Genomic DNA, 23,529 nt, shown 5'->3' with positions numbered 1-23,529 from the left:
TCCGGTCGGTACGAGTCCGGGAGTGCCGTACACGTATGTTTCGGTGCCGACGCTGATTTCGGTCACACCGAACACGGGGCCGGTGACCGGCGGTACCGCGGTCACGATCACCGGCACCGGATTCACCGGCGCCACCGGCGTATTCTTCGGTTTCCTTCCGGCAGTGTCGTTCACGGTGAATTCCGACACGCAGATCACCGCGATCACCCCGGTGGGCTTCGGTCCGGCGCCGGTCACGGTCACCGGTCCGGGCGGTATCGCCGGCGGCGTGTTCTTCATCTACAGCTGACGCCGCCGCCCGCATGTGCCCGAGTCTGAGGCAGTAATACTGCGCAGGTAGCGGCATCCGAAGGCCGGAGGGGTCGACCCTGATGCACAGGTCGGCCCCTTCGGTCGTGGTGACGTCGACTCGGGGTCGTCGGACGACAAGATCGTCGGCGGACGCAGACACCGGTACGGTGACCGCTGCGCAGCGCAGAGCGGCAGGCGAGCTAGCCGACACCCAGCTCTCGGCCACCCACTCCGGACGCGAATTCCCGCCAGCGCCAAGCCCCGCCCGCGTCGCGAGCCAGGGGTGGGGTGTCTTCCCCCGCGCCGGCGCGCAAACCGGAGAGCAGATGCCGGAGGGCGTCCACGGCGGTGAACCGCGGCGTCCAGCCCAGCTCCGCCCGCGCGCGGCCGGTATCCAGGATCGGCAGGCGCATCACCGCGTCGAACAGGTCCGGCGCCGCGGGCAGGGTCCGCGCGTGCCACCCCATGGCGAGCGCCGCGCGGACGAGTCCGGGCGGCACGGACACCACCCGGGCGCCGAACAACTCGGCCAGCCGGGCGCGGTCGATCACCGGTTCCGCCGCCAAATTGAACGGTCCGCGGGCGTCGGTCGCGAGAGCGAGGGCGTAGGCGCGACCCACGTCGTCACTGTGTACCGCTTGGAATCGCAGGCCCCGCGGAAGCGGCAGGATCGGCGGGAGGCCCGGCCGGATCAGGCGATTCGGCAGCAGCGGCCCGGCGAACAAGCGCCGCTGCTGGCTGGCGGTCTCCCGGCGGAAGATGAACCCCGGGCGCATCCGGACCACGCGGCGATCCGGATTCTCGGCCTCGAACCGATCCAGCAGCCGTTCGACATAGGCCTTCTCGCGGGTGTACGCGGCAGGCGGCCAGCCATCGGTCGGCCAGCTCTCCGGCACCGGCTCGTCGTCGTGGCACGGGGAGTAGGCGCCGACCGACGAGGCGTAGATGAGAGCCGGGACCTGCGCAGCGGCCACGGCACGCAGCACGCGCTCCGTGCCGCCCACATTCGCGCGCCAAGTGACCATGGGCTGATGGCTGGGCTGGAACAGCCATGCCAAATGCACCACCGCGTCGGCGCCGTGAAAATGGGATTCCAGGTCGTCGGTTCGCACGTCCGCCTGCACCCATTCGACGCCATCCCAGGACTTGCTCGGGACGCGTCGCGCGATTCCCACGATCGAACCGACCCCCGCTTCGGCCGACAGGGTCTCCAGCAAACTCGTCCCCACGTTTCCGGTGGCACCGACCACGACTACGCGCATATCTGCTCCTCGGCTCGGCGGCGAGATTCGAGAGCGATGTACCCAGCCTCCGGACGACGACACCCGGCCATCCGTTCCAGCTGGATAAAGATGGAAACAGGCGGGGAGGGTGGCCGCGGCCACCCTCCCCGCCTGTCGTCGGGAAAAGCTCAGATATCGGATTTGGCCAGGCGCTGGGATAGAAGCTCTTTACCCATCCGACCACCTTTACGGCTGTCGGCCTGCGCCTTGCGGAAGAATTCCACCAGCTCGCTGTCTCCGTCGCGTTCCGCGTCCCGGATGAACGTATCCAGACGCAGAGCATTCTCCAGGGACGCTTCGACGAACCAGATCAGGTTGTAATCCTTGTCCCTGGTGCCGGTAACGGTGCCCGTTTCCTGCTGCTCGGCCATCTCCACTCCTCTCGCTTCTTCGTCGTCGAGCGGCGCGCCTGCTCAGTCCCGTCCGAGCGCGTGCGCCAGCTCCTTCTTCGTCATCTTCGAGCGGCCTTCGACATTGCGTTTCTTGGCCTCGTTGTACAGCTGGTCGCGCGTCGGCCCCTGTGCGCCGCTGTGCGAACGCTGTCCGCCGCGCTGTTGCGGTGACTTGTCGTCGGTCGAGGACTTGCTCGCGGTCTTGGACTGCCCGGACTGGGCGCGGTTCTTGTTGACCGTGCGAGCGGCGATCTCCTTCGCGCGATCAGTGCTCGCGCCGCGGGTTTTCGCGGAGTCCTTGATGTGCTCGTATTGGCGTTCCTGCTTGTCCGACCAAGCCTTCGGCATGTGATCACCTCCTGTGATGGCGGTTTACCCCGCATGTGCGGACGCAATCCGGTCCGGGCCGTCCGCCTGCTGGATCACCCCCCCGGCGGCTCGTCGCGGCCGAGAGCCGCCCGGGGGCTCGGTTCATCAGCAATTGGACGGCGCGGGCTCTCCGCGAACCCGGCCTTCGAGCCAGGCCAGCACCGCAGGGGCGCCGGAGACCGCCGCGGACAGATGGTCGAAAGCGGGTACATGCACCATCTGCCACCGCACCCCGGCCGCGCACCAACGGCGGCCGGTGTTGTCGATGGCAGCGATCGGAATCAGCGGATCGCTCGGCGAATGCCACTCGAAGATCGGAATTTCCGGAGCGCCGCCGTAGAGCTCCACGCTGTTGTCCTTCACCACCGACCATGCTTCGGGCATGTCGAAGACCGAGGTGCTGTCGGTCATCTCGCGCGCGCTGCCACCGGCGCCGATGGTGAGGATCTCGTTGGTGCAGCTGTTGGCCATGGCGTCACGCAGCGCGCGGCCGCGCGCGTTGAGATTCGAGCTGATCCGCACCTGGTCGGGATACTCCCGCTCCAAACCGATCGCCGCGGCCATCGCCAAGCCGAAGGCCGGGTGCGGATTCAAGCCCAGCCCCTCCGCCATCGCCTCCAGGTTCATCGGCGCGCCACCGAAGGCCGCGCCCACCAGCCGCACGTCAGGGGCGTACGAGGGCTGCAGCGCGGCCGCCCAAGCCGTGGCGAGACCGCCGCCGGAGTACCCGGCCAGCGCCACCGGGCTCTGCTGAACCCCGAGTTCGGGCAGTTGTCTCGCCGCCCGGATCCCGTCCAGTGTGATCTGGCCGCCCAAACGTCCCGCTCCGAGGGCGAACTGCGGTCCGAGATGGTCCGGCAGCGCCAGGCTCCAGCCTTCTTGGAGCAGCACACCCAACATCGGCGTCGTCGCCGAGAGATTCAGATCGTTCTCGTAGAGCAGGTGCGATACCGCGCAGCCGGTACCGAGCGAATTGATGAAGTGCTGGTACGACAACAGTGGCATGCCGGGCCGCTGGAAGGCGGGGGTGACGATCGTGGTGGTGGCCGCGATCGGCGCGCCGTGCGAATTGGTGGAACGGAACTCGACCAGCCGGACGGCGGCGCCCGGGAAGGAAGCCAGCGGCGGCAAGGGCCGTACCGCGAGCACGTCACCTGGTCGGTGCGCCGCCAGATCGGCCGGCGCGGCGTAGAACGGGTCCGGATCGGGCAGCGGATATATCGGCTCCGCGGTTGCCGTCGTCGACAGCAGCAGGGTGAGTGCCATGCCGCCGACCGCACCGAGGACACGGACCGAACCCATGCGCCCGCTGCCCAGGATACGAAGAAATGGACGAGTCACGACCGTTGACCTCCAAGGGTAGTTCGCCGCATTCGTCGATCAGCCGGCTGGGTTGATGTACCACCAGCAAATTACCAGCGACACAAGGGGTGAAACCAGAATCGGTCAGAAAGGCCTTTTTACGGGCGGTGGAACTCCGAATCCTGCGGATTCAACGCGGGTATCGTGACGCCCAGCAATCTGTTGGCCATTCTGGTTACTCGCGTCGATTCGAAGCCGCAGGCGACATCCGTTCGCCTGCGGCGCGCCCTGCGCGCGGTCGAGTGGCCCCCGCGAACGCCGGGGGTTGCGACGAGGGGCGAGCACGGCTTGGCTGGATCACATACACAGTGACGAGGTGCAGGACGAGGGAAGGAGCGGTCATGTCCAAGACAGCAACCGAGAAGGTCCGCGCATCCGGCTCCCAGGCGCGGGAGACGGCACCGCCGGTGCCCGGCGCCGAGGCCGAATCGAAGGCTGAATCGAAGACCGGGTCGCGGCCCGCGCCCGCCGCGCGCGTCAGGTTGCGCGTGCCGGTTCCCACGGTCGGCATGCGGATGGCCCGTATTCCGCTTCCGCCCGGGCCGCGCACCGTGGCGACCGGAGTCTCGTCGGCGACCACGGCGGTGCGCAATCGGGTACCGGATCGGGAGTCGTTGCTCTATTTCGGCGGGCTCGGGGCGGCGGCGGTCACCGGGCTGGTGTCGTGGCCGGTCGCCGGGGCGATCGGCGTCGGCGTCTGGGTGGCCGAGCATGCCCGTCGTGCTCCGGAGACCGTGCGGAGTGGGAGCGAAGGGTGATCTGACGCCGGCATCGCTCGTCGCGGCTCCCGGGCTTCGTCGTGCCAGCCGAATGCGGCGGCTGTGCGGTTCCGCCGCCGGGTCGCGGACCCGGTGCGCGTCACGTAGCTCCGAAGCCGAATGCGGTTCCGCCACAAGCCGTCCGCTCTGCGTGATGAACGGTGCCGTCCGGCCCCACCGGCGTTCACCATGAGCACCCCGGTGGCAGCGCTGCAAGGACAGTGCCCCGGGCGGAGTTCCCGGGGGCTACCAGTCGACCACGCCGAGCTCGTGGAGCTTGCGGAAGACCAGCATCGAACCGGGTGCCACGTGGTCCATCGCGGCGTACTCGCTCACGGTGAAGTAGCGCAGTTCGGCGATCTCGCTGGTGGGGCGCGGGTCGCCGTCGAGTTCCGCGGTGAAGCAGGTCATGTGCAGGCGGGTGCCGGGGGAGTGGCCGTACGCCTCGGCGTGGAATACCCCGAGTTCGTCGTAGGAGACGACGCCGACGCCGAGTTCCTCGCGCACTTCGCGGTGCAGTGCCGCCTCTGGCGTCTCGCCGGGGTCGATCTTGCCGCCGGCCATGTAGAAGACGTCTTTGCCTGCCGAGCGCGCCTGCAGCAGGCGGCGATCCCGGATATGGGCCAGCGCGGACGTGCGAATCACCGGCCCACTGTACTGAGTGGCCCGGACCGGACGTCAATCGGATTTCGCGCGGATCGCCGGATCAGCGCTCGAGGACGGCGCGGTGCAGCAGTTCGCCGATGCGCCGGTGGATCAGCGCGGTGTCGTCGCCGTCGGCGACGAACTCCAGGAACAGTGCCGCACCCGCCGCCAGTGCGATGACGGCCTTGGCGTCGAGCTCGGCCTGCCCGCGGGGTTCGGTGGCACCCGGCCGGGCGGTCCCGTCACGGTGTCCGGCCGGGTCGCCCGCGGCGAAGAGCGCGGCCGCCGGTGTGCTGAACCCGGCCCACAGCCGGTGGCGCAAGTCCGGGTCGTGATCGAGCGCGGTCAACAGCCCGGGGACTGCGGCGCGAACATCGGCGCGCGCGAACAATTCCCGGCTGCCGCGCAGCACCCACTCGATCCACCCGTCCTGATCGGTGCCCTCGAACGGTCCCAGGTCGGGTGTCTCACCCAGAACGGCGTGCAGCACCAACTCCGCCTTCGATTGCCAGCGGCGACCGATGGAAGCCCGGCCGACTCCGGCGCGTGCGGCCACCGCCCGGACGCTCAACTCGTCCCATCCGACTTCGGCCAACATCTCCCGGACGGTCGCCAGCACGCGCTGCTCGACCGACTCGTCCCGGGGCCGGCCGACGCTCCGGGCCCCCGACCGCGGGTCCTGTGCCGTTTCGTCCATGCCGCTTTCCGCCTTCTATTACGATGCCACTGGCATCGAATTTATGCCGATGCTCCGGGCAATTGTCGCGGCGCGCCGAAGGCGCCCCGTGGGCGGCCCGGACAGGTGAGTTCAGGGTGACGAAGGAATGCGATGGGCGGACGAAACGGTCGACCGTGGACGGTGGCGCGGGGAACGGAAACGCGGAAGTGGTCGACCGGAAACGACAGGGGGTAGCCGGGATGCGAATCGCGGTCACCGGCGGCACCGGCTACCTGGGCGCGCATACCGTTTCCGCACTGCTGCGCGCGAGGCACAGCGTCGTGCTGCTGGTCCATCCGAGCGAATCGGTCCCGGCGGCGGTCGGGATGTTCGATGCCGGGCCCGAAGCGCTGTCGGTGCTGCCGGGCGACATCCGGGATCCGAAGGTGGTCGAGGCGTTGCTCGACGGATGCGACGCCGTCCTGCACGCGGCGGGCGTGGTCGGCACCGACAACCGGCGCGAGCAGTTGATGTGGGAAGTCAACGCCGACGCGACGGCCACCGTGCTGGCCCGCGCGACAGCGCTCGGACTGGACCCGATCGTGCACGTCGCCAGCTACAGCGCGCTTTTCCCCAGCCCCGATCCGGTCATCACGCCCGACAGCCCGACCGCGCCCGGCCGCAGCGCCTACGGCCGCACCAAGTCGGCCGCCGATCGGATCGCCCGGGCGTTGCAGGCCGCGGGTGCGCCGATCGTGATCACCTACCCCTCCAGCGTCGTCGGCCCTGGTCTCGGCGCGCAGGCCGGGATCACCTCCGACGGCTGGGGCGCGATTCTGCGGGCCCGGATCGCGCCGCGGATTCGCGGCGGGATGCAGATGATCGACGTCCGGGACGTGGCCGCCGTGCACGCCGCCGTCATGCGTCCCGGTCTCGGGCCGCGGCGCTATCTGTGCGGCGGTCACCTGGTGGCGTTCGACGAGATCGTGGACATCCTGGAAAGTGCTGCCGGACAGCGGATCCGGCGGGTGCCGGTGCCGAAGGCCGCGCTGCTGGGACTCGGGCGGCTCACCGACGCCGCCGCCCGCTTCCTGCCGATCAGCGCGGGGCTCAGCTACGAGGCCGCGTGGTTGCTGACCACCGCCACACCGACCGACGATTCCCGGACCCTGGCCGAGCTCGATCTGCGCTGGCGGCCCATCCGGGACGCCATCGTCGAATCGGTGCGGCGCGAGAACGGTTCGCGCATGTGAGGGTCCGCGAGCCGGTCAGATCAGCTCGCGGGATATGGCCGCGACGAGACCGCCGTCGATGATCAGATCCTGGCCGTTGACGTAGGACGCCTCGGCGGACGCGAGGAATGCCACGGCGTCGGCCACGTCCTCGGCGGTACCCAACCGGCGGCTCGCCACTTCGGCCAGCACGGCGGTATGCGCGTCGGGGCTGACGTTGTCGTGGAACATCGGAGTCTCGATGTACCCGGGGCTCACGGAATTGACCCGGATTCCGCTGGGTCCCAGCTCCGCCGCGAGGGTGCGGGCCAGGTTGTGCACGGCCGCCTTGGTCGCCGCGTACAGCGAGGCGCCGGGCAGGCCGCGGTGCAGCGTCCACGACGCGTTGATGACGACCGCGGCGTGCGCGGACAGCAGCGGCAGGGCTTTCTGGACGGTGAAGAACACGCCTTTGAAGTTGGTGTCCACGACGCGGTCGAACTCGTCCGCGGTGATCTGGGCGTTCGGCTGGAAGGACGCGACCCCCGCGTTGGCGAACACGACATCGAGGCGGCCGTGCCGGTCGCGGATGGCGGCGGTGAGCGCGTCGAGGTCGGCCAGACGCGCCGCGTCGGCTCGGATCGCGAGCACGCGGTCGCCGCCGTGCAATGCGCCGGCCGCGGCGTCCAGGCGGGTCCGGTCCCGGCCGGTGATGACCACCTGCGCGCCTTCGGCGAGCAGCCGGCGTGCGGTGGCCAGCCCCATGCCGCTCGAGCCGCCGGTGATGAGCGCGACCTTGCCGTCGAATCGGGAGATGTTGTGCGTCATGGGAATCAGCGTGCCGAAGCGTCCCTGGGCCGAACAGTGTCCAGTTGACCTAGGTGTGGCACCACCAGGTTGCGGTCACGCCGGGGCGAGTCGGCTGCGCATCAGCCCGTCGACCCGCTGGGCGGTGCCGGGTTGCGGGTTGTAGAGCACCAGGAACCGGTCCGGATGGTCGGCCACCGCGAGGGTGGTCGTGTCGAATAGCAGGTCACCGGCTTCGGGATGGCGCACCGCCTTCACGGCTTGGACGGCGGCGTCCACGTCGTGGCGGGCCCACAGCCGGGCGAACTCGGGACTCGCAGCGGTGAGTTCGCCGACCACCTTGGCGAACTCGGGATCGCCGGGGGCGTGCGCGGCGTCGGCGCGGAAGGCGGCCACGACCGCGGGCGCGATCGCGGTCCACGCCACGTGCATGGCTCGGTATCCGGGGTTGGTGAAAAAGCTGATCAGGCAGTTGTGGTCGGCGTCGGTGAACCCGAAGACAGTTCGTGCCGCGTCGTTGACCGCGAGCAGATTCCAGTAGCGGTCACGCAGCACCGCCGGGCGCGATCCCCACGCGTCGAGCAACCGGTGCAGCTCGGGGGTGACCTCGGTGTCGCGGGCCGGGCCGGGCGGGGGCGGATTGAGACCGGCGAGCAGATACAGGTGGGATCGTTCCGGTCCGGACAGGCGCAGTGCCGCGCCGACCGCGTCGAGGACCTCCGCCGACACGGTGATGTCGCGTCCCTGCTCCAGCCACGTGTACCAGGACACGCCAACCCCGGCGAGCATCGCGACCTCCTCCCGGCGCAGGCCGGGTGTCCGCCGCCGGCCCACCGCCGCCAGACCGACGTCGTGCGGGGTGAGCCGGGCCCTGCGGGTGCGGAGGAAGTCACGGAGCTGGGCGCGCCGGTGCGGCGCCGCCGAAATTTCGCCGGTCATAGGCACGGCAACAACCGACGGAACGGATCAGTTCCCGAGATACACCGGGAACGCTTCGAGGTCGTTCTGGGTGAGCACGGGGAGGTTGTGGATCTCTTCGACCGGCACGGCGAAGCGCAGGCCGGGGAAGCGGGCGAACAGGGCGGGCAGCGCGATCCCGGCTTCCAGGCGGGCGAGGGCCGCGCCGGGGCAGATACGCGGGCCATATCCGAAGTCGCTCAGGCCGACAGCGCACCCCTCGCGAGCCGGAGTTTGTTGTTGCAGTGCGCCTATCGCCGCTGAGCAGCGGACAGCGCAGCTTCAACGGCTGCCTGCGGGCTTGACGTCACCACGGCGGAATCGACGGGTTCGCCGTCGCTGTCCAGGATCTTCCAGCCACCGATCGAGACGATTGGAACGTTGCCGCGCCTATTTGCCAGCGCCAGTTCGGAAAGGGTGCCCCACGAGCCGCCGACGACGATCACAGCGTCGGCGGACCAGACGAGGATGGCATTGCGCGCCTCACCCATGTTCGTATACAGCACTGCGGACAGACCTTCACATATGTGGCCGGGATCAGTGTCGGGCCGTACACCGATCACCAGACCGCCAGCGGAGGACGCCCCTGCGGCTACTGCGGCCATCACGCCAGCTCCGCCGCCACACAGGACGGTTGCGCCCGCCTCAGCGAGAAGCCTGCCGATCTCCCATGCGTTCGTCGCATCAGCGGCGGCGGCATGTCGGGGACCGCATACCGCAACCTGTGTCGGGGGCATCTCACTCCTTGCTCGCCTGTTGTGCTGTGTTGCTCGTGAACAGGCTAATCCGGCTCGGAAGTTCCCGCGCGACCCGCGTTGTGGCAGAGATTGCGCGCAGTTCGTCGGCGGCCTTCACGACCCGCTCGACGATCGGGATGGTCCGCAGCTCCACCGGCAGCTCGAGAACTGTGCCGATACGGACAGTCGCGGCATCCAAGTCACCGAGGCCGAGGTGTGCTCTGGCCGCGTCGAGTTCGGCCGCTGCGACGAATTCCGGTGGGCTGGTGTCGTCGAAGACTTCGAGCGCAGCTTCGGCGTGTTCGAGGGCGAGCCTGCTGTGGTGATGGCCGCCGAGAGCGAGATGGACCTCTGCGGCGTAGTACCGAGCCTTGCCGGGGTCGAACCACATCACGCCCGGCGCGTCGGTGGCAGCTGTCTGTACCCGAGTAATGGCGTCCATAGCAATGTTCACAGCCTCCAAAGCCGCTCGCTCGTCGAGCAGAGCGGCTCGTGCACGTGCGAGCTGGCTGGCAAGGCGAAGCCGGGTGGATGGGTCGGTCATGTCGCCGAGCCCGTTTTCCGCGTACTGTGCGGCGCGGCGGTGGTCACCGGCCCAGTACGCGACGTTGGCTTGAACCCATCGGACGTAGGCGCGCAGATATTGATCTTCGGCGAAGTCGGCTGCGACCCAGGCGGTTCGGGCATGGGTGTCTGCGTCGTAGGGGCGGCCGAGGTCGGCGCAGGCGTGCGCGAGCAGCGCACAGACCTGTCCGGCGATCAAATACAGGTCGCGGATGTAGCGGGGCCGTTGACGGGCCTCGAGCAACTCGAATACCTCGCGCCGCATCTGAGTCAGTCCCGGAATCAGCTCCAAGGGGGGCTTGGTCAGGTAGTCGGCGGCGAAGTGGCGGACGTCGACATGTAGCTGTTCAAGGACATTCTCGTCGACCCCACCAGCGCCGCGTTTGACCCAGCGTGCAGAGTCTTCCGTGGACATCTCTATCTCCTGATTCACCTGATCGAGCGCGGACAAAGCCGCTTGTGGTAGGCCCCCTCTGACGTCGGGAGGCGATACGAGGACCTCAAAAGCCAGTTTCCACACTCGTTGTGCCACACGCCGCGCGGCTGGGCGTGCATCTGGTACGTCTCCAGCCATCCAGCGACGCAACTGACGCTCGGACAGCGTCGCGTTCTCCTGGCTCTGCTTGGCCAGTTCGTTGAAGGCTGTGCACCATTCGGCATTGCTCCGGTCGCCAGCGCGGACCAGCGCTTCTAGCACGGTGCGGGGGGCTGCACTTTCCATCGCCGTTTCACCTCACGCTCTGCATCGAATCCACGGTATCCCTCCGATTCAGGGCGGTCGGTCTACGAAGCACGAAGTCCGGGAAAAGTCCGGGTGCCGACATTGTTACGACCGTGGCTGTCACGTGAGGCTGATCACGGCACGCGCCGCCGGGTTGATCCGGTGTCCTCATCGCTCCCCGGCGGCGGTGCACACCAGTACATCGAGCAGGGGAGGCGTTAGTGATTTCATCTGGACAGCTTGGGCATACACCGTTGTCTGCGTGTCATTTCTACCGGCAGGTATGCGATCTGCCCGCTGAGGTCCAGCCGCCGCATCTGGGGCGGATCACGATGCGGGCGGGGCGGGTGTGCGGGGTGATGATGCCCGCGTTTGTCGGCTCGAAAGTCAAAACGTGGATGCACCGGCACGGCCAGCAGACCGGGCCGGTACTGACACACCCGCGCTCGCAGCACTGGACCTTTCTCATTGGCCCGGACCTGCCGGAGGACATTCGGTTGTACGCGGAGATGTCACGGTTCGGTGTGTCCATCCTGTGTTCTGGACAGATCGCGCTGCCTGGTCCCGGACAGCGGCCCGGATTGTTCCGGGCGTGGGTGCAGCCACCCCGCGACCCCTACCGGCCACCGGGACGGCTCGTCATCGAAGCCGTCCGGGGATGCGCCGCCAAGCACGCACGGCAGCGAGGGGCGGTGAGGGCGTATGCCTGACACCACAACCGCCGCAGTGCCCTACGGGTGCGGTCGGGCGTGTGGGCCGTGGATCGCTGTCGAACAATGCGGCCTGTTCACCTTCGACCAGCAGACCGGGGAGGTGCTGTCGGTCAAGTGCCCGTCGATGAACTGCTTCGGGCGGATGGTGAAGGTCGTTCACGGTCGCATGGCCGACCACGACTCCCCGATGGACATCGCACTCGGAGGCCAGAAATGCCCGTGGACCGGTATCCGCGTCGTGTTCGACCCCACCCGGTACCCCGACCTCGCCACCCGCCCCGCCGCGCCTCCGACCCAGCCGCCGCAGGCCGGTCGGTGACCGGGGACCAGGACGCCGAACGCTCCGCCGCCGAACTCGACGTCCTCACCGACGTGATCGGCACCCTCATGACCGCCACCGCGGATGCGGTACGGGACGGGATGAGCGCCACCACTCGTGTTCGTGTGATGGCGATGGTGATCTACGAACTGATCAGCAGCGCCCGCACCGCCGCCGGACCCCACACCGGCCGCTTGTACGCCGGGCCACTGCTGGATCCGATTATCGACAACATCCCCGCCGCCGAGGACATCACCTTTCTGGACCTGTTGATACCCGCCATCATCAGCCAGCACATCAACAACACCTGAACCACACAGACCGCCCCGGCAACGATGCGCGACCCCTGGTACCCCCTTTGCACCACAGGGGAAGCAGCCACGTGCCGGGGCACCCAAAAGGGGGAAGGCTGCGCGGACGGGACTCCACATCGGTGTGCCCAACCGAACCCACCCGCCAGCCTTCCCGACCTACCAGAACCATTGAGCGACAACGCTATTCACTTGGCTGACTCCATTCCCGGAAGGCCCGGCTATGCACACGTCCGAAACGCCCCACCCGCCGGCAACGCACACCGTGTTGCTGTCGCAGTGCACCGCAGCGGTATTCCGCGCCAGCACTCTCACTCTCATGTCGGTGACCTGCCCAGCACCCGAGTGCCGGGTGACGGTGCCGGTAACCACAGGCGGCATGATCGGCTCTCATCTCGGCCTACACGGAGAATGCCCAGCCGTCGGACTCCGGGTGATCGATGATCGCGTATACCCGAGACCGGTCGAACCAGGGTGACATCCGGCGGGCGACACTCCATCACCCTCCGCCGTTTGCCCGGCGACGAGGGCGGAAGCGAAACTGTAGCCCGGAAACTCGATCCCAGACAGCCAGCAAGAGGGGAAGGCCCGGCCAGTGGACCACGAACAATTCGGTTTCGACATGGAATTCGATGACAAAACTCAAGCATTCCTTGATTGGGTAGCGCCAGAACGCATGGAATCAGGGGTACGTGAATTTCTCGCGGCCACGGTTCCGGATATAGCGGACGATGCGGCCTGGTGGAAGCCGCCGCTTTCGACCCGGATCATGGAGGCGGCGAAACAGTTGTTCGGCGAGCCCGGACTGACTGCCACTCCAAACCGCGAACTTGCGGACGGGTTTATCCGATTCCTGGGCGAATGCTATGTGCGACGTGGCGGCCTGCAATGGACGAACCGCCCCGAGTGGGGACCACCCCTGTACACCGATTTCGGCCCGGCTGTGCAGGGCGACGATACCCGCAGCGTGGTGGCGATAGCACAAGATCTAGCCGACAGTGACGGCCCAAGACTGATCGAATACAACATCGCCGAAGCTGTGCGCGAAACACGGAAGTCACGCACTACGCCCTGACTCGCTCGATGTAAACGGGGGTGGGCGCAGCCGTGCCCGACGAATACGATGCCATCCGTAGAAGATTGACCAATTACGAAAAAGGGCTGTACTTCGAACTCGGTAGGGCGCACGAACTAGGGGAAACGTCAGACAAGGGATGGACCCGCCAGTTCAGGGTCGAAACTGATCGAGGTGCGCGAATCTTGGATTCAGCCCGTACCCAAGGGAAGGGCGTCCAAGGTGTCGAACGCAAATCAGGTCGAATCAACGAGGCAGATGCTCGCCTCCAGCTACGAAAAGATCGGGATGGACTCAATTCTGGCCTGATTACTCGCTCCCGGTGGGAAACGGTGGCCGGTGAGAAGATTCCGGATAAAGTCCGCGAAGACCTGCGAGACATGGTCCGTGATTTCGGTGACAAGTTCCAGCACGTGATCATTTCTCGCGCTGACGCACTGCGGGCGATGCAACTCGGTCGGTCGCTGGTATCTCAGCAATTGGAGCTGATCCGGCCATACGAGTTGAACCGAGCCGACCGAGCGCGGGAACGTTTAGCGAAGCTGCGTGAGATAGTGCGGGCGCAGGAGCGCGCCGAGAAATTCCGGAAGATGCAACAGTTCCGGGAAGCCGCCGCGCACGGCCGGGCCGATGCCCCGCAGCAGGCCGCACGCGACCGGCAGGCCCGCGAGCAAGCCGAGCGAGCCAGGCAAGCAGGGCGAACGCCAGAAACCGAGCAGGCGCGGGCGGAACGGCAGGCAGCCGAACGGGTGGCACAGGAATTCCCACCACCAAGCCAGTACCCGCAACGGGAAGCCGCCGACGCTGGAGAACAAGCGGCCCGAGAAGCGGCCGACGCCGCCAGAGCGGAGCGGGAAGCAGCCGAGGCACGCACGGCAGCGAAAGAACGTGAAGCCGCTGCCTTGCAGGCCCTGAACGCGGCGCGCAACGCGGCGTTCAGGGAGTTGGACGCGAAAGGGCGTCTGTCGGAGGTGGAAAGAGTTCTCTGGTTGGGGCAGGCGCAGCATCCACTAGCAGCGGTGAGACAGCCGCCTGGTTCTGCGCCGAGCGTTGAGCGTGGCGGCACCAGACACGGACAGGACCGCGCACGCGGACTGTCCCGCGAACAATAGCCATCCGCGCTCGCTCGGCTCGCCGTGCGGTCGGCCCATGGCCGGGGTGGGGTTCGGGTCGCACGCTGGGTTGTGCGGCAGCAGTGCCAGCCCTTCGCGTCCGCTCGTCCTAGGGTGCAAGGGAGCATTCGCGGGTTAGTGGGCTGCGGGATGTTCTTGGGATTCGTTGTAGCGCAGGGGAAGAAAGTTGGCACCTCCTACTGGGAAGAAAAAGAGAAAAGGGAAGTAAGAAACCTCCAACAGAATTTTCCGAATTCCCCTCCAGAGGACCAAGAGCGGCGCGCATAGCGTCGCCCGGCGCACCCGGCCCGCTCCACTACACTCTCGGACCGGGTGCACCGGCGCGGGGCCAGGGAGGAACGGGCCTACGAAACAACCTCAACCCACTATGTCTCAGCCCGAGTGCGACCACCTCAAATTATCGGCGACTGGACTATATCGCTAATTTTCACATGGGCATGCAAAAGCGGTGCAATAATGGGTTTCACACCATCGAACCACGGCCGCATACCAATTGGTATCCATTATGACGTGGCAGGTCAGAGCGGAAATAAAGCTATTGAATAGTGTGGTATCAGATACGCCCCGAACACCATATTTAGCTAAAACTCGAGCCAGCGCACGAAAAAAATCGTGGTCACCTACAAGGAAGTCATTTTCCACCGACTCATGCGTCGATTCACCCTCGATCTCCAAGACTAGATCGGCTACGGTGAGAGTGGTATTTGAGCGCGCAATAGCGATTTCTGCAACCGACTCTACAGTGGGTTCTAGTGAATTAAATTTGCCGAATGGAAAATTCTTTAGATTCAGCTCTAGGCTCTTACGCTCGTTCACTATCCTTAGCGGAGCAATCCGCGCTGCCAATTCAATCGCCTTCTGCCTGAGCAGTGATGATGAGATACTATCGCCTTTACGGCGGGGCACGCTTCGGTAATGCGTCTCAATTACCCAATCAACAACGTGTGTACGGGCAAGAATTAGATCCATGAATAGATCATGATGGTGGGATAGGAATACATTCGCCGGGTATAAGCGTGTCGGTTTCACCAGTCTTTCGAAGTCTGCGTCGATTAGAAATCTTACGCCGCGAAGAGAGCGCTCCTCAGCGAGTTTTGCAGCGGCTAGAACGATAGGCCGGCCCGCTACACCCGGAACTAGGTACAAGTCATCGCTCTTGTGCTTCTTCAGGACGAAAAAGTCATCGTCGCCTTCCACTACAAGTATGGGCGAACTAATTTACCCTCGCACCATCGCCACAGTGTTGAACAGTATATTTGCATTTAATGCCTCCTTCACGCGAATGCAGCCTCCGGAGGCCCGAGACGTACAGCCCGTTCCCACATGTCGTTTATGATCTGCGGCGAGTGTGTCGCTACAACAAAGCGAAATCCGGCTAGTTCGGCTATACGCTGAACATCCGGTATGAATGCGAGCTGCCATACAATGTGGAGAGATATTTCCGGCTCGTCTATCAAAACCAGAGCCCCTCGCGGAACATTGAACAGCAGGTCAAACACCAAAATTATTTCATGCTGTTCGCCGGACGACAGTGAGTCGAGACCGATGCGCTCCCCACTGGCATCATGTATGATCTTCAAGCCTTCACTAGCCGTCACTTGAATTCTTTTTCTCAGCAGCCGGGAATTTATTATACTTTCCAGAAGCTCTATTTTTTGGAGCAATGTCTCGAATGGGGCAAGCTTCTTATCAGCGTCATCCAAATAGAGGCCAAGGAGTTGAAGTTCCCAGTCCAACAACTGTCTATCAGGGAGTGATAGGGCGTCCTCCAAGGCAACGGAAGCAACCGGCCCTAGACGGCTTCGAAAACCATTCTGTTCATTATATCTGTTACGTACTTCGGCATCTTCTACCGAAGAATATGGGGAGCTTTCTAGCACTCTATTTGGAAATGTTCTATCGAGCTGTTGTGTTATTTTTGAATGTTCAGTCTGGGCCTCGTTGATAAGACTGCGCATCTTTGTGGCTTGCTGAGTAATCTTTGAAGACGGCGGCTTCTTCCTACGGCTTGCCGGTATGTACGGGTCCCACTCGGTAACAGTCCGGCGGTCACGCGCAGTCGACTGTTGCTCGATTCGAAGCCGCTGAGTCTCAATTAAAAAGCTTGGTATCCTAGAACTGAAAGTCATGAATGCATTTGGTATTTTCGATCTAGACGATGGAGGCAATTGAGTCGACGCCCGATTAGCGTACCGCCTCTCAAGCACATTGAGGGGGATTACTTCGCCGTCCGTCTGATCTTCCCACAGCTCGCCCTCAAATGGCCTCCATGATGTATTCAAAATAATCCACTCTTCGAGCCCTTCGCCCGTGTATGTGTACCTCTCGGTTCTCTTTCCGGCAACATCCAAGGTGTACTCTAGACGCTGAGATATCCGCTCCGATGCCCGCTCTGGCTCAAAATCTCTGGGATGGAAACCTTCGTTCACAATTCGTAAAGCCGTTCCGTCCGAATATCGAAGAGTTGCACTTTCGAATGGAAGCGCCACTAATTCTCTTGACTTGAGCTGAGATGCCGCATGTAGAATCTCTAAGAACTTCGTTTTACCCACACCGTTCGGACCATAGATAATCACGAACCCTTCGTCTCCTGGGAAGGTCAAACTGTGGTCATACTCGCCGAGTACCTTCTCGACATACGCACTTACGAGTGCTAGTGGCTCCGTGTTCGTCACACACGTATTATGTCACCGGAGGGCAGCAGATTGCTCCAAGATGCCCGGGTTTGACATTCGAGTCGCGTGAATCAAGTTGGTGGCCAGTTGTAGTTCTCCTCCCAAATTATCCCAACCGGTCGGCTCGAATACCCGCTCATGCTGGCGAGCACCCACGGGCGCGCTGGGTCCATGCTTTTGAGCGAGTTGCCCACCGTCCATCGCGCATCAGATTTGCGTCCGCTCGCTCATCGGCATCACCGCTCGCCTCGGGGGCCGCCAGGTCGCGATTGAACCGGACTATGTGGTCAGTATCTTGGCCAGACTCGACACTCCGATCGTAGCTACCGGCGCTCTACTACCCCACCACCCTCCGTTACGGGTGCTGCCCGCACCATCCTCAGCAGGATGGCTTGCCGCGGAACCACCGAATCTCCCTGCGTATGCTCCCCGCTCGCGCCCGTCCGCCGCCGCTCACTGGCCACAGGCAGCCGCTGCTGGAGTGCGTAGCGAACACGCCGACTCCGGCGAGCATCGCGACCTCCTCCCGGCGCAGGCCAGGTGTCCGCCGCCGGCCCACCGCCGCCAGACCGACGTCGTGCGGGGTGAGCCGGGCCCTGCGGGTGCGGAGGAAGTCACGGAGCTGGGCGCGCCGGTGCGGCGCCGCCGAAATTTCGCCGGTCATAGGCACGGCAACAACCGACGGAACGGATCAGTTCCCGAGATACACCGGGAACGCTTCGAGGTCGTTCTGGGTGAGCACGGGGAGGTTGTGGATCTCTTCGACCGGCACGGCGAAGCGCAGGCCGGGGAAGCGGGCGAACAGGGCGGGCAGCGCGATCCCGGCTTCCAGGCGGGCGAGGGCCGCGCCGGGGCAGATATGCGGGCCGTAGCCGAAAGCCAAGTGGCGGTTGGCGGTCGCGCGGGAGGCGTCGAAGTCGTCGGCGTCCGCGCCGTGCACGGCGAAATCCCGGCCGATCGCACGGTAGGACATGACCACGCCCTCGCCCTTCTCGATGACGATGTCGCCCACGGCGATGTCCTCGGTGGCGAAACGCATCAGCAGGTGCGTCACCGGGCTGTCCCAGCGCAGGGTCTCCTCCACCGCGGCCTCCCAGGTGAGGTCACCGGCGCGGACGGCGTTCAGCTGTTCCGGCCGCCCCAGCAGGGCGCGCACGGCGTTGAGGATGAGGCCGATGGTGGTCTCGTGCCCGGCGGCCACCAGTGCCTTCAGGTTGCCCACCACCTCTTCTTCGGTGAGCGGCTCGGTGCCGTCGCCGCCGACGATAAAGGCGCTGGTCAGGTCGTCGGCCGGGTCGGCGGTCTTCTTGCGCACGAGGTCGGTGAAATAGCGGTCCAGCTCGTCGATCACCCGCAGTCGCTCCTCCTGCGGGGTCAGCAGGGAGAAGAACGCTTTGTACCAGTCGAGCAGCATCGGATGGTCGGCACGGTCCACGCCCATCAGCTCGCTGATGACCCGCATGGGCAGCGGGTAGGCGAACACCGTCTTGAGGTCGGCCACCGCGCCCTCGCGGCCTGCCTCGGCGAGATCGTCGAGCAGCTCGGCGGTCATCCGCTCGATCGTCGGCCGCAGCGCGTCGAGCCTGCGCTTGGTCAGCGCCTGGGTGGTCTTGCTCCGCAGTCTGCGGTGCTCGGCGCCGTCGACGGTGAACATGGAGCGGCCCGCGTCGATCATGCCGATCAGCGGCCACTGCCTGGTCACCGCGCCGGACTGCCACAGCGACCACGCGTTGATGTCCTTGACCAGCCGGGTGTCGACGAGCAGCTGCCTGGCGAGCGTGTGCTGGGTGACGGTCCAGGCGGGCACGCCGAGCAGTTCGATCCGGGCGAGCGGGCCTTCGGCGCGTAGCCGGCTGGTCTCCGCGCCCAGGTCACCGACCATCGGATCGATGACAAGGGTGGCTGCGTGCGGGCATTCGGTGCTCACGGGGTACCTCCGACGGCGCGAACGGGTGTGAAGCGGACGGGCAGGGATGTCATGCCGCGCAGGAAGGCCGACGGTCGCCGGACCAGATTCCGGGCGGGTACCGCCAGATCGAGGTCGGGCAGCCGGTCGAGCAGGACCTCGATGCCGGTGCGCGCGATGACCTCGGCGATCTCCTGCGCGGGAAAGGGGCAGCGGTATTCGCCGTAGCTGAACGCGAAATGCGCGCTGTTGCCGGTGTGCGCGGGCTCGGCGCCGTCGGAGACGTGCTGGCGCACATGCGGATCGGCATTGGCCGCGGCCAAGCCGAGCAACAGCATGTCCCCGGCGCGGATCACCTTGTCGCCCAAGCGCGTATCGCGGGCCGCCCAGCGCCCGGCGAGGATCTGAGTCGGCGTGTCCTCCCACAGGACTTCGTTCATCGCCTGACCCACGCTGTGGCGCCCACCGCCGAGGGCGGCGGCGAATCGGTCGTCGGTGAGCATCAGCCGCACCGAGTTCCCGATCCAGTCGGCCGTGGGCAGATACCCCGCGGCGGTGATGGCCATCAGGTCGAGGACGTATTCCTGGTCGGTGAACGGACCGGGATGCGCGAGCATCCAGGACACCAGATCGGCGCCGCGCGCGGCCTTCTTGTTCGCCAGCAGGCGCTGCATGTGCTCGGCGAACTGCTGATGCGCGGCCTGCGCGTCGGATCCGCCGTCGGCGAGGGTCTTCATCGTCCACGCCACCTGCGGTCCGTCCTCGTCGGGGAAACCGAGGATCCGCGCGAGCGCCAGCACCGGCAGCGGCTCGGCGAAATCGGCGACCAGTTCCGCTTCACCCCGGCCGCAGAACGCGTCGATCAAGCGGTCGGCCAAATCCTCACAGGCGCGGCGCAATCCGAAGGTCTCGACCGCCTCCAGCGCCGGCTCCACCATCGCCACGTGCCTGCGGTGCTCCGCGCCCGCGGTGAAATAGATCGATGGCATCGGCTGCCCGACCATCGGCAGCAGCGGCCAGTCCGGCGGGATGTTCGGCCACTGGTTCCATCGGCCGACATCGCGCGGGAACAATTCGGGATCGCTGGTCACCTGGTGCACTTCCCGGTAGCCGATGACCAGCCACGCGGGGACGCCGCCGGGCAGCTCGACGGCGACCACCGGGCCGTGCTCGCGGCGCATCTCGTGATAGAGCTGGTGCGGATCGGTATGGAAACGCGGGCCGCTCAACGTCACGGGGGCGGCGTGAACGGGGCAGCTGTCGGTGGAACTCGGCGCGGGCGTGGTCATGACGCGGCCTCCGGAGTGGGGAGCAGGGGGCGCCGGGCCGCCGGGGGCGGGGCGAGGGAGTAGAGGTGTTCGACGAGGGTGATGAGAACGTCCTTGCCGGACTCGCGGGAGCGAGCGTCGCAGTCGATCACCGGCACGTGCGGATCCAGGTCGAGCGCGTCGCGGACCTCGTCGGGGCGGTGGCCGCCGCCGAAGTCGTTGCAGGCGACGACGAACGGCGTCTTCTGGTGTTCCAGCCGGTCGACGGCGTACCAGGAATCGGCGATCCGGTGCGGGTCGACCAGCACGATCGCGCCGAGCGCCCCGGTGAACAGCCGGTCCCAGAGGAACCGGAACCGCTCCTGCCCCGGTGCGCCGAACAGGTACAGCACGTGTTCGTCGTCGATGGTGATCCGGCCGAAGTCGAAGGCGACGGTCGTCGTCGACTTGCCCGGCGCGCCACTGGGGTCGTCGATGCCAAGCCCCTCGTCGGTCATGATCGCCTCGGTGTCCAGCGGCCGGATCTCGCTGACCGCCCGGACCATCGTCGTCTTGCCCACGCCGAAACCGCCGACGATGACGATCTTCAGTCCCCGCGTGGTCGCACGATGCAGGGGCGCGTCCGCGCGGGCCGGGCGCGGATCAGAGTCTGCGAAGTCCAACGAGCACCTTCTCCAGCGTCGTGGTGTCGGGCAGGGAGTGCCAGGGCGAGCCGGGCGGACCGGCCAGCGGCGGACGCACGGTGATCTTGCCCGCGTGCAGCAGGTCCGACAGCAGGATGGTGGCGATGCCGACCGGAATCCGCAGCTCCGCGGCGATTTCCACGACGGAGGTCGGGGCCCGGCACAGATCGAGGATCGCCACGTGCTCGGACTGCATACCCGCGGTCGGCGCGCACTCGCTGACCACCAGGGTGACCAGATCGAAGGTGTCGGAGTCCGGCATGCTGCGGCCCCCGGTCAATGTGTAGAGCCGGTCGGGGTCGTCGTCGCGGCCTGGCCTGGTCACGACACGCCCGCTCCCGGGAAGCGCGGAGCCGCGGCCAGGTACTCACCCAGCTGCTCCACCAGTTCGCGCATGTTGTGGCCGACCAGTCCCGCGTCCGCGTCCTCGGCGGCGACGACCGCGATGTGCGCGCCCAGCCCGGCTTCGACGATGAACAGGATGCCGCCGTAGAACTCCGTCATCGACTGGCGCACCCCGGCCCGGCCGTCGCCGAACTCCACGGACGCACCGTGCGAGAGGCTCTGGATACCCGCCGCTATGGCGGCGAGCTGGTCGGCCCCGTCCACGGTGAGTTCGGGCGTGTGGCAGATCTTCAACCCGTCGCTGGACAACAGCAGGGCATGCCTGGTGCGCGGGGTGCGGGTGAGCAGCTGTTCCAACAGCCAGCTCAGCCGAGCGGTCTCGGACGTCGTCATAGTTCGTTCTCCACGGAGCCGGAAGGGGCGGGGGTAGGTGTGGCGGCACTGCCGGTCGCGGGCCCGCTCACCGCGCGCTGGAACGCGCCGAGCGAGTCGGGGCGTGTTGCGGGGGGAGTCGGCGCGGCGGGCTCCGGTGCGGCGAGCCCGCCGGGATGGACGGCGGCCAGCGTGCTGCCTCGGCGGCGTTTCGGCAGTGCGGGACTCACGCCTGCCGGGGCGCGCTCGGCGGTGGACGGTCGCGCGGAGGCGGATGGCACGGGCTCCGGATCGGTGGTGGACGGTCGCGCGGAGGCGGATGGCACGGGCTCCGGATCGGTGGTGGACGGTCGCGCGGAGGCGGATGGCACGGGCTCCGGATCGGCGTGCGTGTGCTCCGGCGGCGCGGTGTTGCGGACGCGTGCGACGGGCAGCGTGCCGGTGACGGTGGACGCCTGCGGCCGCTCCGCGCGGGTGGTGAGATCCCGCGGGATGACCACGACCACGGCGGTGCCGCCGATGGCGGAGGGCCGGTAGGAGACGGTGAGCCCGTGCTTGCGCGCGAGGTTGCCCACCACGGCGAGGCCGAGCCGGGTCCCGGTCAGCGACGACAGGTCGACACCGGCGCCGCGTGCGTCCGGTCCGGTGGCCGCCACCGCCGCCTCGGCGCGGCGCAGCGCCGACTCGCTCATGACCAATCCGCTGTCCTCGATGGTGATGATGACGCCCGCCGGGACCTCGGCGGCGTAGACGTGCACCTCGGTGGTGGGCGGGGAGAAGTTGCAGGCGTTGTCGAGCAGCTCCGCCAGCGCGTGCATGACGCCTTCCGCGGCGTGGCCGGAGATCGCGATGTCGGCGACCGCGCGCAGCCGTACCCGTTGATAACCCGCGACGCGCCCCATCGCGCCGCGCAGAATCGATTCCATGGCAATCGGTTTGGCCCACCGGCGGCCGGATCGCGCTCCGCTGAGCACGGCGATGCTGTCGGCCAGCCTGCCCGCCTGGGCGGTGTGGTGATCCAGTTGCAGCAGATCGGCGAGCACGGTGGGATCGCCGTGCCGGTGCTCCATCTCGCGCAGCTCCGCGAGCATGCTTGTGGTCATCGCCTGCATGCGGCCCGCCGCGCCCGCGAACGCCGCCATGGCCGCGGCGCGGCGGTTCTCGTTGCTCTCGGCTCGGGCTTCGGCTGCGGCGACCGCCTCGGTCGCGGCGGTGACCTCGGCTTGCGCGCCCGCGGCGGCGAGCGCGCGCCCGTCGCGGGCTCGGCGGGCATCAAGCCGGGCGTGCCGGGCATGCCCGCGGAAGTGGACCGCCGCCGTCACGGCGGCGCACAGGGCGACGGCCGCTGCGGTGGCGCCCGCGGCGAGTGGAATCCGGAATTCGACGGGTGCGTAGTACACCGCCGCCACGACGGCGGCCGCGGTCGCGATAACGCAGGCCGACAATGTCGCGTACGGCGGTTTCGGTCCGCGAACAGGGTCTTCGCCGGACTCATTCGCCGCCGCATTCAACAACTCTGACAAGTTCAGTACTTCCGCACTCGCGCTCACCGCCGGGAAACGGCATCGTTGCCCCCTTCTGCGCGCCTCATCCCCCAAATACGCAGACCGACAAGCATTTTCGAAACTTCGCGGCCCGAGCATAGCGGCAGGGACGGTGTGGCGCCACTCGGATGGATTCCGGGAGGGACGCGGTAAGAGCGGAAATTCGCGCTGCCGTGCCGATGCTCGGATTGCGCTGGCGACGGCCGAAAAGCGCGTTGCGGCAGTGCGGGCAGTGCGGAATTGCCGAATTCTCGTTTGCTTGGAATTCACCGACGTCGGTCTGCGCTCGTACGGGCAGCCGTAATACCGACGTGATATCGGAAAATCAGATCATCGGCGCGCTCGGCGGCCGCATCGGAAAGTGGCGTACGGCGCGAGTGCGCCGAGGAATCCGCGGTGTGGCCGGCCCGCCGGGCTTGCCGAGCCGGGG

The 23,529-nt window shown here is 66.6% G+C and carries 25 protein-coding genes and 2 pseudogenes; 7 read left to right on the top strand and 20 right to left on the bottom strand.

What is annotated here, in order from left to right:
• Window positions 1-22: 22 nt before the first annotated feature.
• Window positions 23-289 (top strand): IPT/TIG domain-containing protein, encoded by a 267-nt coding sequence (locus ABZ803_RS18900; RefSeq protein ID WP_357039941.1) that lies wholly within the window; start codon window positions 23-25, stop codon window positions 287-289.
• Between the two features lie 202 nt (window positions 290-491).
• Here the strand turns inward: ABZ803_RS18900 and ABZ803_RS18895 are convergent, their stop codons facing one another.
• The 4 genes from ABZ803_RS18895 to ABZ803_RS18880 form a co-directional block, all read right to left on the bottom strand.
• Window positions 492-1,553, bottom strand: coding sequence for an NAD-dependent epimerase/dehydratase family protein (locus ABZ803_RS18895; protein ID WP_357039450.1), 1,062 nt, complete (start codon window positions 1,551-1,553; stop codon window positions 492-494).
• Between the two features lie 149 nt (window positions 1,554-1,702).
• Window positions 1,703-1,945, bottom strand: coding sequence for a hypothetical protein (locus ABZ803_RS18890; RefSeq protein WP_062973520.1), 243 nt, complete (start codon window positions 1,943-1,945; stop codon window positions 1,703-1,705).
• Between the two features lie 42 nt (window positions 1,946-1,987).
• Window positions 1,988-2,314 carry a plasmid stabilization protein gene (locus ABZ803_RS18885; RefSeq protein ID WP_357039447.1) on the bottom strand — a complete coding sequence of 109 codons (327 nt, stop codon included), beginning with the start codon at window positions 2,312-2,314 and terminating at the stop codon, window positions 1,988-1,990.
• Between the two features lie 126 nt (window positions 2,315-2,440).
• Window positions 2,441-3,637, bottom strand: a complete 1,197-nt coding sequence (locus tag ABZ803_RS18880) for a lipase family protein (RefSeq protein WP_357039443.1) — start codon at window positions 3,635-3,637, stop codon at window positions 2,441-2,443.
• A gap of 401 nt (window positions 3,638-4,038) precedes the next feature.
• On the opposite strand from ABZ803_RS18880, the gene ABZ803_RS18875 reads away from it, so the two are divergent.
• Window positions 4,039-4,455 (top strand): hypothetical protein, encoded by a 417-nt coding sequence (locus ABZ803_RS18875; RefSeq protein ID WP_357039440.1) that lies wholly within the window; start codon window positions 4,039-4,041, stop codon window positions 4,453-4,455.
• 246 nt (window positions 4,456-4,701) lie between these two features.
• Here ABZ803_RS18875 and ABZ803_RS18870 read toward each other — a convergent pair whose 3' ends face one another.
• Together ABZ803_RS18870 and ABZ803_RS18865 are read right to left on the bottom strand one after the other, a co-directional pair.
• Complete coding sequence (locus ABZ803_RS18870) at window positions 4,702-5,100, bottom strand: NUDIX domain-containing protein (RefSeq protein WP_357039438.1); 399 nt, start codon at window positions 5,098-5,100, stop codon at window positions 4,702-4,704.
• 61 nt (window positions 5,101-5,161) lie between these two features.
• Window positions 5,162-5,797, bottom strand: a complete 636-nt coding sequence (locus ABZ803_RS18865; RefSeq protein ID WP_357039435.1) for a helix-turn-helix domain-containing protein — start codon at window positions 5,795-5,797, stop codon at window positions 5,162-5,164.
• Window positions 5,798-6,018: 221 nt separating this feature from the next.
• Between ABZ803_RS18865 and ABZ803_RS18860 the strand changes: the two genes are divergently transcribed.
• On the top strand, window positions 6,019-7,011 hold the full coding sequence (locus ABZ803_RS18860; RefSeq protein WP_357039432.1) for an NAD-dependent epimerase/dehydratase family protein: 993 nt from the start codon (window positions 6,019-6,021) through the stop codon (window positions 7,009-7,011).
• Between the two features lie 15 nt (window positions 7,012-7,026).
• On the opposite strand, the gene ABZ803_RS18855 is transcribed toward ABZ803_RS18860, so the two are convergent.
• The 5 genes and pseudogenes from ABZ803_RS18855 to ABZ803_RS18835 form a co-directional block, all read right to left on the bottom strand.
• Window positions 7,027-7,797, bottom strand: a complete 771-nt coding sequence (locus tag ABZ803_RS18855; RefSeq protein ID WP_357039429.1) for a glucose 1-dehydrogenase — start codon at window positions 7,795-7,797, stop codon at window positions 7,027-7,029.
• Window positions 7,798-7,872: 75 nt separating this feature from the next.
• Window positions 7,873-8,715 carry a helix-turn-helix transcriptional regulator gene (locus ABZ803_RS18850; RefSeq protein ID WP_357039426.1) on the bottom strand — a complete coding sequence of 281 codons (843 nt, stop codon included), beginning with the start codon at window positions 8,713-8,715 and terminating at the stop codon, window positions 7,873-7,875.
• Window positions 8,716-8,742: 27 nt separating this feature from the next.
• Window positions 8,743-8,928 (bottom strand): annotated as a pseudogene (locus tag ABZ803_RS18845) (cytochrome P450); the annotation flags it as partial.
• A gap of 56 nt (window positions 8,929-8,984) precedes the next feature.
• Window positions 8,985-9,470, bottom strand: coding sequence for a dethiobiotin synthetase (locus tag ABZ803_RS18840; protein ID WP_357039423.1), 486 nt, complete (start codon window positions 9,468-9,470; stop codon window positions 8,985-8,987).
• A gap of 1 nt (window position 9,471) precedes the next feature.
• A complete protein-coding gene (locus ABZ803_RS18835; protein WP_357039420.1) occupies window positions 9,472-10,755 on the bottom strand; it encodes a hypothetical protein in 1,284 nt (427 codons plus the stop codon).
• Window positions 10,756-11,457: 702 nt separating this feature from the next.
• Here ABZ803_RS18835 and ABZ803_RS18830 point away from each other — a divergent pair.
• The 4 genes from ABZ803_RS18830 (at window position 11,458) to ABZ803_RS18815 (ending at window position 14,285) form a co-directional block, all read left to right on the top strand.
• Entirely contained in the window at window positions 11,458-11,787 is a 330-nt protein-coding gene (locus tag ABZ803_RS18830) for a hypothetical protein (protein ID WP_357039417.1), read from the top strand.
• A complete protein-coding gene (locus ABZ803_RS18825; protein ID WP_357039415.1) occupies window positions 11,784-12,098 on the top strand; it encodes a hypothetical protein in 315 nt (104 codons plus the stop codon). The genes ABZ803_RS18830 and ABZ803_RS18825 overlap by 4 nt, the downstream gene beginning before the upstream one ends.
• Before the next feature lie 595 nt (window positions 12,099-12,693).
• Window positions 12,694-13,173, top strand: a complete 480-nt coding sequence (locus tag ABZ803_RS18820; RefSeq protein ID WP_357039412.1) for a hypothetical protein — start codon at window positions 12,694-12,696, stop codon at window positions 13,171-13,173.
• A 32-nt stretch (window positions 13,174-13,205) separates the two neighbouring features.
• Window positions 13,206-14,285, top strand: a complete 1,080-nt coding sequence (locus ABZ803_RS18815; RefSeq protein WP_357039409.1) for a hypothetical protein — start codon at window positions 13,206-13,208, stop codon at window positions 14,283-14,285.
• A 441-nt stretch (window positions 14,286-14,726) separates the two neighbouring features.
• Here ABZ803_RS18815 and ABZ803_RS18810 read toward each other — a convergent pair whose 3' ends face one another.
• The 9 genes and pseudogenes from ABZ803_RS18810 to ABZ803_RS18770 form a co-directional block, all read right to left on the bottom strand.
• Window positions 14,727-15,275, bottom strand: coding sequence for a hypothetical protein (locus tag ABZ803_RS18810; RefSeq protein ID WP_357039406.1), 549 nt, complete (start codon window positions 15,273-15,275; stop codon window positions 14,727-14,729).
• Between the two features lie 305 nt (window positions 15,276-15,580).
• Window positions 15,581-16,981: an AAA family ATPase gene (locus ABZ803_RS18805; RefSeq protein ID WP_357039403.1), complete on the bottom strand. Its 1,401-nt coding sequence runs from the start codon at window positions 16,979-16,981 to the stop codon at window positions 15,581-15,583.
• 493 nt (window positions 16,982-17,474) lie between these two features.
• Window positions 17,475-17,645: pseudogene (locus ABZ803_RS18800) on the bottom strand (transcriptional regulator); the annotation flags it as partial.
• Between the two features lie 27 nt (window positions 17,646-17,672).
• Window positions 17,673-18,908: a cytochrome P450 gene (locus ABZ803_RS18795; RefSeq protein WP_357039400.1), complete on the bottom strand. Its 1,236-nt coding sequence runs from the start codon at window positions 18,906-18,908 to the stop codon at window positions 17,673-17,675.
• A complete protein-coding gene (locus ABZ803_RS18790) occupies window positions 18,905-20,176 on the bottom strand; it encodes a cytochrome P450 (protein WP_357039397.1) in 1,272 nt (423 codons plus the stop codon). The genes ABZ803_RS18795 and ABZ803_RS18790 overlap by 4 nt, the downstream gene beginning before the upstream one ends.
• Window positions 20,173-20,745 carry an ATP/GTP-binding protein gene (locus ABZ803_RS18785; protein ID WP_357039938.1) on the bottom strand — a complete coding sequence of 191 codons (573 nt, stop codon included), beginning with the start codon at window positions 20,743-20,745 and terminating at the stop codon, window positions 20,173-20,175. The genes ABZ803_RS18790 and ABZ803_RS18785 overlap by 4 nt, the downstream gene beginning before the upstream one ends.
• A 52-nt stretch (window positions 20,746-20,797) precedes the next feature.
• Window positions 20,798-21,163, bottom strand: coding sequence for a DUF742 domain-containing protein (locus ABZ803_RS18780; protein WP_357039394.1), 366 nt, complete (start codon window positions 21,161-21,163; stop codon window positions 20,798-20,800).
• A complete protein-coding gene (locus tag ABZ803_RS18775; protein ID WP_040866307.1) occupies window positions 21,160-21,576 on the bottom strand; it encodes a roadblock/LC7 domain-containing protein in 417 nt (138 codons plus the stop codon). The genes ABZ803_RS18780 and ABZ803_RS18775 overlap by 4 nt, the downstream gene beginning before the upstream one ends.
• A complete protein-coding gene (locus tag ABZ803_RS18770) occupies window positions 21,573-23,078 on the bottom strand; it encodes an ATP-binding protein (RefSeq protein ID WP_357039390.1) in 1,506 nt (501 codons plus the stop codon). The genes ABZ803_RS18775 and ABZ803_RS18770 overlap by 4 nt, the downstream gene beginning before the upstream one ends.
• Between the last annotated feature and the right edge of the window lie 451 nt (window positions 23,079-23,529).

Origin of the sequence: Nocardia sp. NPDC047648 (assembly GCF_040642815.1) — a bacterium.
Lineage (GTDB): Bacteria > Actinomycetota > Actinomycetes > Mycobacteriales > Mycobacteriaceae > Nocardia > Nocardia gamkensis.
This window is presented reverse-complemented; position numbering and strand designations above follow the sequence as displayed.

Bases quoted from the DNA above. Each gene is read 5' to 3' on its own strand.
- ABZ803_RS18895 (WP_357039450.1), bottom strand. From the start codon at position 1,553: ATGCGCGTAGTCGTGGTCGGTGCCACCGGAAACGTGGGGACGAGTTTG.
- ABZ803_RS18890 (WP_062973520.1), bottom strand. From the start codon at position 1,945: ATGGCCGAGCAGCAGGAAACGGGCACCGTTACCGGCACCAGGGACAAG.
- ABZ803_RS18885 (WP_357039447.1), bottom strand. From the start codon at position 2,314: ATGCCGAAGGCTTGGTCGGACAAGCAGGAACGCCAATACGAGCACATC.
- ABZ803_RS18880 (WP_357039443.1), bottom strand. From the start codon at position 3,637: ATGGGTTCGGTCCGTGTCCTCGGTGCGGTCGGCGGCATGGCACTCACC.
- ABZ803_RS18875 (WP_357039440.1), top strand. From the start codon at position 4,039: ATGTCCAAGACAGCAACCGAGAAGGTCCGCGCATCCGGCTCCCAGGCG.
- ABZ803_RS18865 (WP_357039435.1), bottom strand. From the start codon at position 5,797: ATGGACGAAACGGCACAGGACCCGCGGTCGGGGGCCCGGAGCGTCGGC.
- ABZ803_RS18860 (WP_357039432.1), top strand. From the start codon at position 6,019: ATGCGAATCGCGGTCACCGGCGGCACCGGCTACCTGGGCGCGCATACC.
- ABZ803_RS18855 (WP_357039429.1), bottom strand. From the start codon at position 7,797: ATGACGCACAACATCTCCCGATTCGACGGCAAGGTCGCGCTCATCACC.
- ABZ803_RS18850 (WP_357039426.1), bottom strand. From the start codon at position 8,715: ATGACCGGCGAAATTTCGGCGGCGCCGCACCGGCGCGCCCAGCTCCGT.
- ABZ803_RS18840 (WP_357039423.1), bottom strand. From the start codon at position 9,470: ATGCCCCCGACACAGGTTGCGGTATGCGGTCCCCGACATGCCGCCGCC.
- ABZ803_RS18835 (WP_357039420.1), bottom strand. From the start codon at position 10,755: ATGGAAAGTGCAGCCCCCCGCACCGTGCTAGAAGCGCTGGTCCGCGCT.
- ABZ803_RS18830 (WP_357039417.1), top strand. From the start codon at position 11,458: ATGCCTGACACCACAACCGCCGCAGTGCCCTACGGGTGCGGTCGGGCG.
- ABZ803_RS18810 (WP_357039406.1), bottom strand. From the start codon at position 15,275: ATGGATCTAATTCTTGCCCGTACACACGTTGTTGATTGGGTAATTGAG.
- ABZ803_RS18790 (WP_357039397.1), bottom strand. From the start codon at position 20,176: ATGACCACGCCCGCGCCGAGTTCCACCGACAGCTGCCCCGTTCACGCC.
- ABZ803_RS18775 (WP_040866307.1), bottom strand. From the start codon at position 21,576: ATGACGACGTCCGAGACCGCTCGGCTGAGCTGGCTGTTGGAACAGCTG.